Source organism: Mycolicibacterium hodleri (genome assembly GCF_025822245.1).
Lineage (GTDB): Bacteria > Actinomycetota > Actinomycetes > Mycobacteriales > Mycobacteriaceae > Mycobacterium > Mycobacterium hodleri.
The window spans coordinates 157,447-169,602 of sequence record NZ_JACKTL010000019.1; the positions used below are offsets into that span (position 1 = coordinate 157,447).

General features: G+C 69.1%; 13 protein-coding genes. 7 read left to right on the top strand and 6 right to left on the bottom strand.

Annotated elements, in window-relative coordinates; all coding sequences use genetic code 11:
- Position 1: 1 nt before the first annotated feature.
- The gene (locus tag H7J06_RS06315; RefSeq protein ID WP_264037814.1) at positions 2 to 1,369 is read right to left on the bottom strand and encodes a cation:dicarboxylate symporter family transporter; all 1,368 of its coding nucleotides are present in this window, start codon (positions 1,367 to 1,369) and stop codon (positions 2 to 4) included.
- A 123-nt stretch (positions 1,370 to 1,492) separates the two neighbouring features.
- Here H7J06_RS06315 and H7J06_RS06320 point away from each other — a divergent pair, with 123 nt between their 5' ends.
- A complete protein-coding gene (locus H7J06_RS06320) occupies positions 1,493 to 3,052 on the top strand; it encodes a sensor histidine kinase (protein WP_264037815.1) in 1,560 nt (519 codons plus the stop codon).
- Positions 3,049 to 3,738 carry a response regulator gene (locus H7J06_RS06325; RefSeq protein WP_264037816.1) on the top strand — a complete coding sequence of 230 codons (690 nt, stop codon included), beginning with the start codon at positions 3,049 to 3,051 and terminating at the stop codon, positions 3,736 to 3,738. Before H7J06_RS06320 ends, H7J06_RS06325 begins: the two co-directional genes overlap by 4 nt.
- 3 nt (positions 3,739 to 3,741) lie before the next feature.
- Here H7J06_RS06325 and H7J06_RS06330 read toward each other — a convergent pair whose 3' ends face one another.
- Both H7J06_RS06330 and H7J06_RS06335 read right to left on the bottom strand, forming a co-directional pair.
- Positions 3,742 to 4,758 (bottom strand): MmpL3/TtfA transport complex stabilizer, encoded by a 1,017-nt coding sequence (locus tag H7J06_RS06330; protein WP_264037817.1) that lies wholly within the window; start codon positions 4,756 to 4,758, stop codon positions 3,742 to 3,744.
- Positions 4,759 to 5,296: 538 nt separating this feature from the next.
- The gene (locus H7J06_RS06335; RefSeq protein ID WP_264037818.1) at positions 5,297 to 5,959 is read right to left on the bottom strand and encodes a DUF3060 domain-containing protein; all 663 of its coding nucleotides are present in this window, start codon (positions 5,957 to 5,959) and stop codon (positions 5,297 to 5,299) included.
- 103 nt (positions 5,960 to 6,062) lie between these two features.
- Between H7J06_RS06335 and H7J06_RS06340 the strand changes: the two genes are divergently transcribed.
- Positions 6,063 to 7,235, top strand: coding sequence for a YbfB/YjiJ family MFS transporter (locus H7J06_RS06340; RefSeq protein WP_264037819.1), 1,173 nt, complete (start codon positions 6,063 to 6,065; stop codon positions 7,233 to 7,235).
- Here the strand turns inward: H7J06_RS06340 and H7J06_RS06345 are convergent.
- Together H7J06_RS06345 and H7J06_RS06350 are read right to left on the bottom strand one after the other, a co-directional pair.
- Complete coding sequence (locus H7J06_RS06345) at positions 7,211 to 8,146, bottom strand: LysR family transcriptional regulator (RefSeq protein WP_264037821.1); 936 nt, start codon at positions 8,144 to 8,146, stop codon at positions 7,211 to 7,213. The two genes, H7J06_RS06340 and H7J06_RS06345, sit on opposite strands and share 25 nt — an antisense overlap.
- A gap of 55 nt (positions 8,147 to 8,201) precedes the next feature.
- Complete coding sequence (locus tag H7J06_RS06350) at positions 8,202 to 8,981, bottom strand: SDR family NAD(P)-dependent oxidoreductase (protein WP_264037822.1); 780 nt, start codon at positions 8,979 to 8,981, stop codon at positions 8,202 to 8,204.
- Positions 8,982 to 9,037: 56 nt separating this feature from the next.
- On the opposite strand from H7J06_RS06350, the gene H7J06_RS06355 reads away from it, so the two are divergent.
- On the top strand, positions 9,038 to 9,811 hold the full coding sequence (locus H7J06_RS06355) for a DUF427 domain-containing protein (RefSeq protein WP_264037824.1): 774 nt from the start codon (positions 9,038 to 9,040) through the stop codon (positions 9,809 to 9,811).
- A 7-nt stretch (positions 9,812 to 9,818) separates the two neighbouring features.
- On the opposite strand, the gene H7J06_RS06360 is transcribed toward H7J06_RS06355, so the two are convergent.
- Positions 9,819 to 10,244 (bottom strand): DUF732 domain-containing protein, encoded by a 426-nt coding sequence (locus tag H7J06_RS06360; RefSeq protein ID WP_264037825.1) that lies wholly within the window; start codon positions 10,242 to 10,244, stop codon positions 9,819 to 9,821.
- Between the two features lie 295 nt (positions 10,245 to 10,539).
- Between H7J06_RS06360 and H7J06_RS06365 the strand changes: the two genes are divergently transcribed.
- The 3 genes from H7J06_RS06365 to H7J06_RS06375 all read left to right on the top strand — a co-directional run bounded on the left by H7J06_RS06365 (position 10,540) and on the right by H7J06_RS06375 (position 12,152).
- Positions 10,540 to 10,791 carry a hypothetical protein gene (locus H7J06_RS06365; RefSeq protein ID WP_264037826.1) on the top strand — a complete coding sequence of 84 codons (252 nt, stop codon included), beginning with the start codon at positions 10,540 to 10,542 and terminating at the stop codon, positions 10,789 to 10,791.
- A 112-nt stretch (positions 10,792 to 10,903) separates the two neighbouring features.
- Positions 10,904 to 11,215, top strand: a complete 312-nt coding sequence (locus tag H7J06_RS06370) for a hypothetical protein (protein WP_264037827.1) — start codon at positions 10,904 to 10,906, stop codon at positions 11,213 to 11,215.
- A gap of 79 nt (positions 11,216 to 11,294) precedes the next feature.
- The gene (locus tag H7J06_RS06375; protein ID WP_264037828.1) at positions 11,295 to 12,152 is read left to right on the top strand and encodes an LLM class F420-dependent oxidoreductase; all 858 of its coding nucleotides are present in this window, start codon (positions 11,295 to 11,297) and stop codon (positions 12,150 to 12,152) included.
- Positions 12,153 to 12,156 lie beyond the last annotated feature (4 nt).

Below are 12,156 nucleotides of genomic sequence, written 5' to 3' on the forward strand. Positions count from 1 at the left end.
CCTATGCCGGTGCAGGGAGCTTCGCCTGCGCCGGCTCTTCGGCGCGTGACTCGTGGTCGTCGACCATCGTCGCCTCGTTGAACGGGTCCTTGCCGCTGAGCACCCTCTCGACCTGTTCGCCGTCCACCGTCTTGGTCCACGAGCCGACCAGCATCGTCGCGACCGCGTTGCCGGAGAAGTTGGTCACCGCGCGGGCCTCGGACATGAACCGGTCGATGCCGACGATCAGGCCGACGCCGTCGAGCAGGTCGGGGCGGTGGCTCTGCAGCCCGCCGGCCAGGGTGGCCAGCCCGGCACCGCTGACGCCCGCCGCGCCCTTGCTGGCGACGATCATGAACACCAGCAGCGAGATCTGCTCACCGATCGCCAGCGGCTTGCCCATCGCGTCGGCGACGAACAGGGAGGCCATGGTCAGGTAGATGGCCGTGCCGTCCAGGTTGAACGAGTAGCCGGTCGGGACGACGACGCCGACGGTGGTCTTCTCGACGCCCAGGTGCTCCATCTTGGCGATCAGGCGCGGCAGCGCCGACTCCGACGACGACGTCGCGAAGATCAGCAGGTACTCCCGGGCCAGGTAGCGCACCAGCCGGAAGATCGAGACGCCGGCGACGGCGCGCAGCAGCACGCCGAGGACGCCGAACACGAACAGCAGGCAGGTGATGTAGAAGCCGAGCATCAGCGTCAGCAACTGGGTGACGGCGCTCCAGCCGGTCTGTCCGACGACGTTGGCGATGGCACCGAAGGCACCGATCGGGGCCAGCCACAGGATCATGGCCAGCACCTTGAACACCAGCTTCTGGACGGCCTCGACGCCACGCAGGATGCCCTCGCCCGCAGCACCCATGGACTGCAACGCGAAGCCGACCAGCAGCGCGACGAACAGCGCCTGCAGGACGTTGCCCGCGGTCAGCGAGGAGAACAGTGACGTCGGGATGATGCCCTGGATGAAGTCCATCAGGCCGCCGGCCTCGTGCGCGGTCTCGGCGAGCTGGTTGCCCTTGTTCGACGTCGACTGGATGTTGAGGCCGGTGCCCGGGCTGAGCAGGTTGCCAACGACCAGGCCGATGGCCAGCGCGACGGTCGACATGGCCAGGAAGTAGACGAACGCCAACCCTCCGACCTTGCCGACGGTGGCGGCGGCCCGCACCTTGCCGATGCCCAGCACGATGGTGCAGAAGATGACCGGGACGATCATCATCTTGATCAGGCTGACGAACATCGTGCCGAGGACGCCGACGCTCTTGCCGACCTCGGGGGCGAGGATGCCGACGGCGACGCCTGCCACGACCGCGACGATGACGGCGATGTACAGCCAGTGCGTGCGGTCTCGTTTCTTGGGTGGGGAGGACGTGTCGACGTGGTCTGTCATGGCGGATGCTCCTTGGTGCGGTCGGCCTGGGTCTGCAAGGGGTCTGTAAGGATGATGTTCCCCCACGTGACCCAGGTCACGCTTTAGTTCATTGTGTTCACCTCGAATCGGTCCGGAGGTCAGATGCGCCAGTGGTGGCCGCGCTCGTTGGCCGGCCAGGCGATCGCGCTTCAGATCGCGGTCATCGCCGTGGTCGTCCTGGTGGGCAGCGCCCTGGCCCTGCTCGACGCCCGGCGGGACGGTGACGCCGCGGCCCGGCAGCAGGTGGTGAGCATCGCGACGGCGCTGGCCGATTCGCCGTCGACCGCGCAGGCGATCGAGTCGGGCCGGGCGACGCAGATCCTGCAACCGGTGACCGAGGCGGTGCGGACGAACACGCAGATCGCGTTCATCACCATCATGTCGACCGACGGAACCCGGTTCACCCACACCGATCCCAGCCAGATCGGCGGCCACTACCTGGGCACCATCGAGCCAGCCATGCGGGGCGAGACGTTCACCGAGGTGTACACCGGCACCCTCGGTCCGTCGATTCGGGCGATTGCTCCCGTGCGCGACTCGTCGCACCGGGTGATCGGGCTGGTGTCCGCGGGCATCACGCAGCAGACGTTGGCCCAGCGGTGGCGCGACCAGTGGCCGATGATCGCCGGCGTCGGCCTCGGCGCCCTGGTCCTGTCGATGATCGGGGTGTGGGCGATCCGACGCCGCCTGCTGCGCCAGACACACGGCCTGCGGCCCGACGAGTTGCGGGTGATGTACGAGCACCACGACGCGATCCTGCATTCGGTGTCCGAGGGGCTCGTCGTGCTCGACCGCGACCGGGTGGTGTTGGTCAACGACGAGGCGCGCCGCCTGCTCGGCCTGGCGCCGGGCCGGGTCACCCAGGCCGATCTACCAGAGTTCTTGCGCGCGTATGCACCTGGCGCCCGCGACGAGGTGCACGTCACCGAGGACCGCGTCCTGGTGGTCAACCGGTCCCGCGTCGCCGACTCCGCGCATTCGGAGGTGGTGACGGTGCGCGACCGCACCGAGTTGCAGGGCGCGCTCGGTGAGTTGAGTTCGCTTCAGGTCCTCACCGATTCACTGCGCGCCCAGGCGCACGAGGCGGCCAACAAACTGCACACCGTGATCACCATGGTGGAGATGGGCAGGCCGGACGACGCGGTCCGCTTCGCCACCGAGGAGCTGGCCCTGTCGCAGCGCCTGGTGGACCGGCTGTCGCACGACGTCGGCGAGCCAGCGCTGGTCGCCCTGCTGCTCGGCAAGACCGCCCAGGCCGACGAGCGGGGCATCGCGCTGACGATCACCGAGGACACCCACCTGCCCTCGGACGCCGACGACGTGCCGCTGTCGGCGCAGGAGATGATCACCGTGCTCGGCAACCTCGTCGACAACGCGATGGACGCCTGCGACCGGGACGACCCCTGGGTGGAGGTGACGGTGGCGCTGGAGCAGACAGAGCTGTTGATGCGCGTGGCCGACAGCGGTGCCGGCATGACGAACGAAGCCTTCGAACGTGCCATGCAGCGCGGGTATTCGACCAAGACCGACACCGAACCCGGGCAGCACGGCCTTGGCTTGGCGCTCGTCGCGCAGGTGGTGCGACGCCACGGCGGAACGCTGACCGCCGACGTGACCTACGGCTCGGTCGTCACGGTGCTCGTCCCGGGGCCCGTCTCGTGATCTCGGTCATGATCGTCGAGGACGACGCCCTCATCGCAGAGGCGCATCGCACGTATCTCTCACGCCTGGATGGCTTTTCGGCCGTGGCGGTGGTGCACACCGCCCGCGACGCGATGCAGACCGCCGCGGCGGCGGCGTCGACCGACGCGCCGGTGGACCTCGTGCTGTTGGATCTCGGACTGCCCGATGCCAGCGGTATCAGCCTGGCCTCCGCGCTTGCCGGGTTGCGTCCCGCGCCGGACATCATCGCCATCACCTCCGAACGCGACCTCGAGATGGTGCGGGCCGCGGTGGCCCACGGCGCGCTGGCCTATCTACTGAAGCCGTTCACCTTCGCCGCGTTTCGCGACCGGCTCGAACGGTATCGGCGTTACCGATCGGCGCTGCCGGCGGGGGTCGACGCCGCCAGCCAGGAGGAGGTCGACCGCGCATTGGCTGAATTACGGGTCACGGCAGACAAGTCCTTGGCTCCGAAGGGCGCCGCACCGCAGACCAACGACGACATCGCCAGGGCGATTCGCGACGACGCCAACGGGTTGACCGCAGACGAGGTCGCCAAGAAGGTTGGCGTGTCCCGCGTGACGGCGTGGCGATACCTCGAGCGGCTCGCCGACGAGGGAACCGTGACGCGCACGACGGACTACGGCGGTGCCGGTCGACCGAAGACGCGTTACCAATGGCGCTGAGACCTAGACGGCAGGCTCGAGCTCGCGCGGCGCCGGCAGGGCCGAGGCGTCGACGAACTGCGAGTACAGCATCGGCACCGACGCGGCGACGGCGTAGGAAGTGACCGCGCCGTCGTAGTCGGCGACGAAGAGCCGCTCGCCACGCAGGGCGATCGCCGACGGGCGCGCGCCGACGGACACCTCGGCGACGACCGCACGGTGCTCGACGTCGACGACCGCGACGTGGTCGTAGTCGACGACGTAGGCCCGCGTGCCGTCCTCGCTGACGACCAACTGCGTGGGCGCCGCGGCAACGCGGACGTCCGCGGTGATCTGGTTGTCGACCAGGTCGACGACGTAGAGGACGCCGCCGTCGGCGATGTCCGAGGTCAAGACGTATGCGGTGCTGTCCATCCCGAGCGCGAGCCCGCGGATGGGTGCGCCGATCTCCAGCGTGCGGCGTACGCGCGCGGTTTCGACGTCCACGGTGAGCAGGCGACTGCTGCGGGAGTCGGAGACGCCGACGTACAGGCGGCGGCCCGTGACGTCGAGGCACAGCGCGTCGATCGTGGCGTCGGCGCCCTTCGCGACGTAGAAGGTGCCGACGCGTTCGGCGGCGACGTCGAGGACGGTGACGTCCACCCCCTCGTCGCCGGCCCGACCCGCGTACACGCGCTTGCCGTCGGCGCTGGTCGCGAGCGCCGTGACGTTGAACGACAAGGGGTATTCCTTGACGACGTCGCCGCCGACGGTGTCGATCACGGCGACGGCGTCGTAACTGGCCGAGGACACGGCCGCAAAGGCACGATCGCCCACGACTGCAACGGCGGTGGGCTGGCCCGCGACCACGGCACCGCGCACGGCGAGGGTGTCGGCGCTCAAGACGGTGATCGAATCGCCGCCGAAGTTGGTGGTCACGACGGTGTCACCGTCGACCGCGATGTCGGAGATCGGGCCGTGCCCGATCGTCGCCGACTTCAGCAGGGCGACGTCCTGATTTCCCACGGTCACGCTGGTCGAGCGCGCACGAGTACTAGCCATGTGTTCGGCACCTCCGCCGGCATCACTGGGGCCGGCAATAGATTCGAGCTGTGACGTTCCCGACGGGAACGTGGTCGTCACCGATTGTAGCGACGGAAGACGGGGTTCCCGGGAGCCGCGAAACGCGGGTGGGCGACACCCACGCGATCCTCTCAGGACATGCTTAGGAAACCTGCTGTTATCACATCGTTATCTTTGGATCGCAACGGTTACATCGCGCTCCACCAGCGTCTTTGGTGCCGTGGCAACTCCACGGCGAACCCCCTGAGAAGTAGTTCAGGTCACGGTTTCTTAGCATTGGCGCCAAAAATGAGCGGCAGATCACACCCGACACGACAGCAAATGTGGCGCCGACGCGCGGCGCGACGGACGCACGTGTCTCACGAGGCCGTTGTGGTCGACGAGGCGGAGGCGACTGGCGGGGCCGAGGAGAATAATTCGTGCCCTGGGCGGCGTTGTAACCAGTGGCTTGGTCCGCCGGTGAATCATCCCCGACACCGGCGGACCGGCCACCAAAAGAGTTGCGGCGACGGCGTTCTCAGCCGTGCTCGACGACGTTGGCGCTGCCGGAGTTCTCGATCTCGGGTGCGCCCGACAGGTACGTCACCCGATCGTTCATCCCGGATGCGCTGATCCGCACCGACGCCTCCACCGTCACCACGTTTCCCATGCCCGACACCGTGACGTCGGCGCATGTTCCGGTGATCACGATCCGGTCGTCGACGCCGCTGACGTTGACCACGCTGTCGTTGCACGCGATGGTCTTGTCCTGACCCACCCCGGCCACGTTGACGAAACCACCGGGCTCGGGGGGCGCCGCGGGAGTCAAAGTCGGTGCCGGTGGCCAATTCAAGCCGCTCCGACTCGGTGGCGGGTCGAACGGGCCGCCGCCGCGGGAGGCGGTGGGACCGTCGTCGGCGCGGTCGACGACGGAGTGGAACGCGGTGGCGACGAACAGGGTGACGCCCCCGATGATCACGGCCACCACCGTGGCCATCACGGCGTAGAGGACCCACGCCCGACCCGAACCCGTCGACGTCGGCATGGGTGGCGAGGGCGGGGCGCCGGAGGGCTGCCGGTGGTCGGCGGCCACCGTGGGACCGCCCGTGTCGTAGACGCTGTGCGTCAGTTCGGTCGAGTGCTCGCTCAGGGAGCGTTCCAGCTCCCGGATCCGCGCCTCCGGGTCGTCGTGCGAGCTCATCGGCCGATGCTCGCACAACGCAGGGCCGGCTGGTAGCCGTTGACTCTCACCAGTGAGGATTTCGGTCGTGGCGGCGGGCGCCCCATTCACCGACCATTGACCGGTGAATCAGATTGTCGCCGAACGCAGCACGGCCGGCTGGGTCCACGCCGCAAGGGGTGCAGCGGCATTGGGCGCGGCGATGGGCATCGGGCGCTTCGCGTTCACGCCCATCCTGCCGATGATGACCACCGGCGCCGGCCTGACCCCCGAGGCGGGTGCCACCCTGGCCACCGCCAACTACGTCGGCTACCTCGCGGGGGCGCTGGCCGCCACGACGTCGCCCCGACTGGCCCGGTCGCCCGTGGTCCTGCGGTCGTCCCTCGTTGCGGTGGTGGTGACACTTCTTGCGATGCCGTTGTCGGACAATCCGATTCACTGGGCCGTCGCACGACTGGTCGCGGGGTTCGCCAGCGCGCTGGTGTTCGTCACCGCCGTCAACCTCATGATGGAGCAGCTGCGCCACCACTCCCCCCACCTGGCCGGGTGGGGCTTCAGCGGCGTCGGCCTCGGCATCGCCGCCTCCGGATTCCTGGTGCTGCTGCTGCCCGCGGGCGTGGACTGGCGGGGCGCATGGTGGACCGTCGCGGCACTCGCCGCCGTGCTGGTCGGCGGTGGCTGGGCGCGCCGGCATCGCCACCTCCCCGACCCGACCGTCGCCGACGTGCGGGACCCAGCCCAATCACCGCGGTCGGGTCGGTGGTTCGTCATCCTGATGGTCTGCTACACCCTGGAGGGCATCTGCTACATCGTCGCGGGAACCTTCCTCGTCGCCGCCATCGAACAGAGCTCGCCCGGCTGGCTGGGGAAGAGCGCGTGGATCGTCGTCGGACTGGCGGCAGCCCCGTCGGCCGCGCTGTGGGCGTGGCTGAGCAAGCGGTTCTCCCACCCGGACCTGCTGGCCGCGGCGCTCGTCATGCAGGCGGCGGGCATCGCGCTGCCCGCCGTGGCACCCGGCCCGGTGGCCGCCCTCGTCGGCGCCATCCTGTTCGGCGTCACGTTCATCGGCGTGAGCACAATCGCACTGGCCTCGGGCGCGCACCTTCGGGTGCCGCGCGCGGTCGCGCTGCTGACCGCCGGGTACTCGGTCGGCCAGATCGCCGGCCCGCTACTGGTCGCGCCCCTCATGCACCGGGGCTTCCACACCGTCCTGCTCGTCGGGGCGGGCGTGGTGGCGTGCGCCGCCGTGACCGCGGCCGTGCTGCGAATCGGCTATCCGGTGCCCGACACCGACTGAGGCGCATGGGGATCGGTCTCCGGCACCCACGATCCCTCGTCGCCGAGGCCGGCGACGCTCACGCCGGCGGTCAGCACGTCGACGACCGCCTGCACCGTCTGGTCGGCCTCCCCGCGGCGCGACACCAACGACCACGTCCAGTACGGCGCGGGATTGACGACGGGACGTGCGACCAACCCCGCGGGCAGCGACTCACCCTGTCCCTTAGGCGAATTGAGCACCGGCCTACCCAGCGTCCGGACGTGCTCGAAGAACGCGGGTCCGGTGATGCCGCCGTCGTCGACCCGCAGCGGGGTCGCCCCGGTGTCGCGCGCGAACTGCTCGCCGTAGCGATTCGACGACGACCACGTCGCGGTGTCGGCGTCGAGCAGGACGACGGTGTCCTTGGCCTCGACGGGTGTGGAGTCGCTTCCGGTGGCCACTGCATACAGCCGGTCGGCGCCCAGGAGGCGTGCTTCCAGGCCCCGCTCGGCGAGGTCGGTGGTCTGCACCCAGCAGATCGCCACGTCGAGGCTGCCCTCCGCGACGCGGGCCGCCTGCGTGTGCGAGGGCAGCACCCAGGTGTCGACCCGCAGTCGCGCGACCCCGGCGACCCGTTCGGACAGGTCGGGCGGACACCACTTCACGTAACCGATGCGGACCGGATCCGAGCGCACGAGACCGCTGGCCTGCCTGCGCAACTCGTCGGCCTGGGCGATCAGCGCGCGGGCACCGGGCAACAGTGCCGCCCCGGACGGCGTCAGCGTGACCGATCGCCGATCCCGTTCGAAGAGGCGGACTTTGAGGTCGTTCTCGAGCACCTTGATCTGCTGCGAGAGCGACGGACTCGCGATGTGGAGCCGTTCGGCAGCGCGGCCGAAGTTGAGTTCCTCGGCCACCGTCACGAAGTAGCGCAGCTGCCTGAGCTCCACGACCGGATCGTAGTCCAGTGGGAGGCCGTGCCTATCCGAGCGCCGCACCCACGGGTTAGTGCGACTTCAGCAGTCGCTGCGACACCTCGAGCATCACCCGCCGCGGCGTGAACCGGTAGCCGGAGGCCAGCAGCTGGTTCGCCAGGCCGGAGACCACGGTGGGCGACGACTTGTCGAGGGCTGCCATCGCCACGTCGACGACCTGCTTGGAGGTCTGCCTGCCGCTGGTGAGGAACTCCTCGCCGGTCCGCGCGAAGAACTCGGTCTCGGTGGCGCCCGGGCACAGTGCGAGCACGCGGACACCGCTGCCGCTGGTCTCCTTCCACAGCGCTTCGGTGAAGGACAGCACGAACGCCTTGGTGGCGCCGTACACCGCCATCCCGGGGGTGGGTTGGAACGACGCGGTGGACGCGACGTTGAGCACCACGCCGTGGCGCGCCGCGGTCATCGCCGGCAGGTAGATCCCGGTCAGCTCGGTCAGCGTCACGCAGTTCAGCTGGACCTGGGCGGCATTGGTCGCGACGTCCTGCCCGACGAAGTCGCCGTGCAATCCGACACCGGCGTTGTTGATTAGGACGTCGACCTGGCGCCCGAGGTCGGCCACCTTTGAGGCCAGGTCGGCGGCCGAGCCGGGAAGCGAGAGGTCGGCGGCGACCACGTCGACCTGCAGACCGGGGTGGGTCTGTAGCAGCCGGTCGCGCAGGGCGGCCAGCTTGTCGGCCCGCCGGGCGACGAGCACGAGATTGGCTCCGCGCCGGGCCAGCTGCACCGCGAATTCCTCGCCGATGCCGCCGCTGGACCCCGTGATCAGGGCGGTGTCGTTCTTCAGGTCCATGAGAGATCTCCATGCAGGTCGGGACGGAGGGGCTGCGACGATCCTATGGTGGACAGATGACATCGGAACCTGCACCGCGTTACCCGCAGATGGCGGCCGTTCGCGGCCGAACGGAGCCGGCACCGCGGCGCGTGCGCGGCATGGTCGACGGGCACGTGCTCTTCGACACGACCGCGGCGCGCTACGTCTGGGAGGTTCCGTATTATCCGCAGTACTACATTCCGGTGGCGGATCTGGACCTCGCCCTGCTGACCGACGAAAACCATTCTCAGCGGCTGCAATTCGGACCGTCGAAGCTGTACTCGATCACCGGTAGCCAGCAGGGGGAACCGGCGGTGCGCATCTTCGACGCCGACGGCGACGGACCGGTGGCGGGATACGCCCGCGTCGAGTGGAACAGCGTGCAGTGGTTCGAGGAGGACGAGAGGATCGTCGGCCATCCCCGCAACCCCTACACCCGCGTCGACGCGCTGCGCTCGCACCGCCACGTGCGGGTGGAGCTGGACGGCACGCTGCTCGCCGACACCCACAGCCCGGTCCTGGTGTTCGAAACCGGTTTGCCGACAAGGTATTACGTCGACCGCACCGACGTGTCGTTCGACGCCCTGGTGCCCAGCGACACCGAGACGCTGTGCCCGTACAAGGGCACCACTTCGCAGTACTGGTCGGTTCGGGTGGGGGACGCGGTACACCCGGATCTGGCCTGGACCTATGACTACCCGCTGCCCGCCGTGTCACCGATCGCGGGACTGGTGGCGTTCTTCGACGAGAAGGTCGACGTGGTGCTCGACGGCGTCCCGCAGGAGCGCCCGCGAACGCACTTCGGCTGACGAACCCTCAGAATCCCGGAATGCCGAGTCCGGACAGGCCGGGCAGACCCATCTGAGCGCCCTGGCCGATCCAGTTGCCGTTGGCCAGCGACGCCATCATCGACGGGCAGTACATCGAGATCGCGATGCTGGTGAACAGGTTCGCCATCCCCGGTGACACCCCGTTGGTACCGCCCATCTGGGAGGCGACGGAGGCGAAGTCGCCGCCTGGTTTGACGAGCATGGGACAGATCGACTGCGCCATGCTCACGGCCATGTTCGGGTCGGCCACCGAGACGCCGGAGCCGGTGAGGGCGGCCAGGAATTGGTCGCTGACCGCGTCGGCTCGAGCCGTGGCAGGGGTGGCGCTCGCCGCAACGACGATGCCCACGGAAAGGGCCATCGCCATCGAAGCCTTCGCGGATACGTCGATCAAGCCGGTGATGACCGTCATGGGTACTCCTAGGTTGATCACGAAAGCGAATCACTGCTGTAACTTCTGGAACAGTGCTCTACTTCTGTAACATTTGGAGCACGACGCGGCCACGATTTGCACGCGGCGCGTTTCGCGAACGGGGTCCGCACGCAGTCGATGCGACACTGCCCGGCCCCCGCGAAACGCCCGACAGGTGCAATCCGCTTCGTGCGCAACGACATTCACCGCACTTCGCTGTGATCCGCACCGCACGGCACGGCCCCAGGACCACCCCAACCCGGCGCACATTAGAAAACGATGAGAGGATTCGGACGTGGACGAGGACGCCGGAAGCGCACAGGCGCTGGCCCTGCTGCGCGAGCTGCACGGGCACGTCGCCGGCCTCTCGCACAAACTCGCGGCCGCCGAGGCCCGGAGCCGCCGCGCCAGGGCACGCGGCAACACGCGCAAGGATCCCGTCACCAGCACCCTCCGGCGCGACCTGCACGAGGCCCACCGCCTGATCGACGGCCTGCATCAGCGGTACCCCACGCTCGCCCGAGACCGGTCGACGATCTCCAGCTGATCTCCACACGACCTCCAAGCTCGGAGGTACCGCCGGGCAGCACCATTCATTCGAGTCACGAAGCACCACCAATCGGAAGATCTCCGAAGTGACCCGAACGAAGGGAGCGGTCATGCGTACCGCATCGATCATCACCGCCGCCGTCGCCGCCGCCGCCATCGGAACCCTTGCGCTGCCGCCCATTTCGGCCAACGCCGCCGACTCGGCGATCGTCACCATCGGCCAGCTCAAGGCCCAGGGCTTCGACGTGCGGGTCGACCGCGTCGGGAGCGCCCCGCTGTCCCAGTGCGAGGTCACCGACGTCCGCAACCCGCAGGATCGCACCGAGTTCGTCCGGGTCGACCGGTTCGGCGGCCGTGACCGCGTCGTCCCCGTCGTGGTCGCCAGGACCGTCACGGTGTCGCTGGACTGCTCGTCGCGATAGCCCGCGCGCGGGGAATGCGACGGCGCATTCTGACGTCCTTCCTTGGGATTCCCCTCGGCGGTCGAACGAAGGAGTGCACATGCGCGTTGGAGTGGTCTTCCCCCAGACGGAGCTCGGCGCAGACGCCGGCGCGGTTCGCGCCTACGGCCAGCGCGTGGAGGAGCTCGGTTTCACCCACCTGCTGGCCTACGACCACGTGGTCGGCGCCGACCCCGCGGTCCACACCGGCTGGAACGGCCCGTACGACGTGCGCACGACGTTTCACGAGCCACTGGTGATGTTCGGCTTCCTCGCCGGGATCACCCACACGCTCGAATTGGTCACCGGCGTCGTCATCTTGCCGCAGCGCCAGACCGTGCTGGTGGCCAAGCAGGCCGCCGAGGTCGACCTGCTGAGCGGGGGTCGCCTGCGGCTGGGCGTCGGAATCGGCTGGAATGCCGTGGAATACGAGGCCCTCGGGCAGGACTTCGGCACCAGGGGCAAACGGTCCGCCGAACAGATCGAGCTGCTCCGCCGGCTCTGGACCGAACCGTCGGTCACCTTCGAGGGGACGTTCGACACGGTGATCGGCGCCGGACTGGCCCCGCTGCCGGCGCAGCGCCCGATCCCCATCTGGATCGGCGCCGCCTCGGCCGCCGGATACCGCCGGGCCGGACGGCTCGCCGACGGTTGGTTCCCGATGATGGCACCGGGCCCGCAACTCGACGAGGCACTCGCCGAGATCGAGCGGGGTGCCACTGCCGCGGGTCGCGACCCGGCGTCCATCGGCATGGAGGCACGGGTGAAGTGGGCCGGCGACGACGACGCCGTCGCCGGGCAGATCGCGCAGTGGGCGGAGGTGGGCGCCACACACCTGTCGGTCGACACGATGGGCGCCGGCCTGACGCACACCGACCAGCACCTCGACGTGCTGGCCAGGGTCGCCGCGGCGCTGTAGCCGG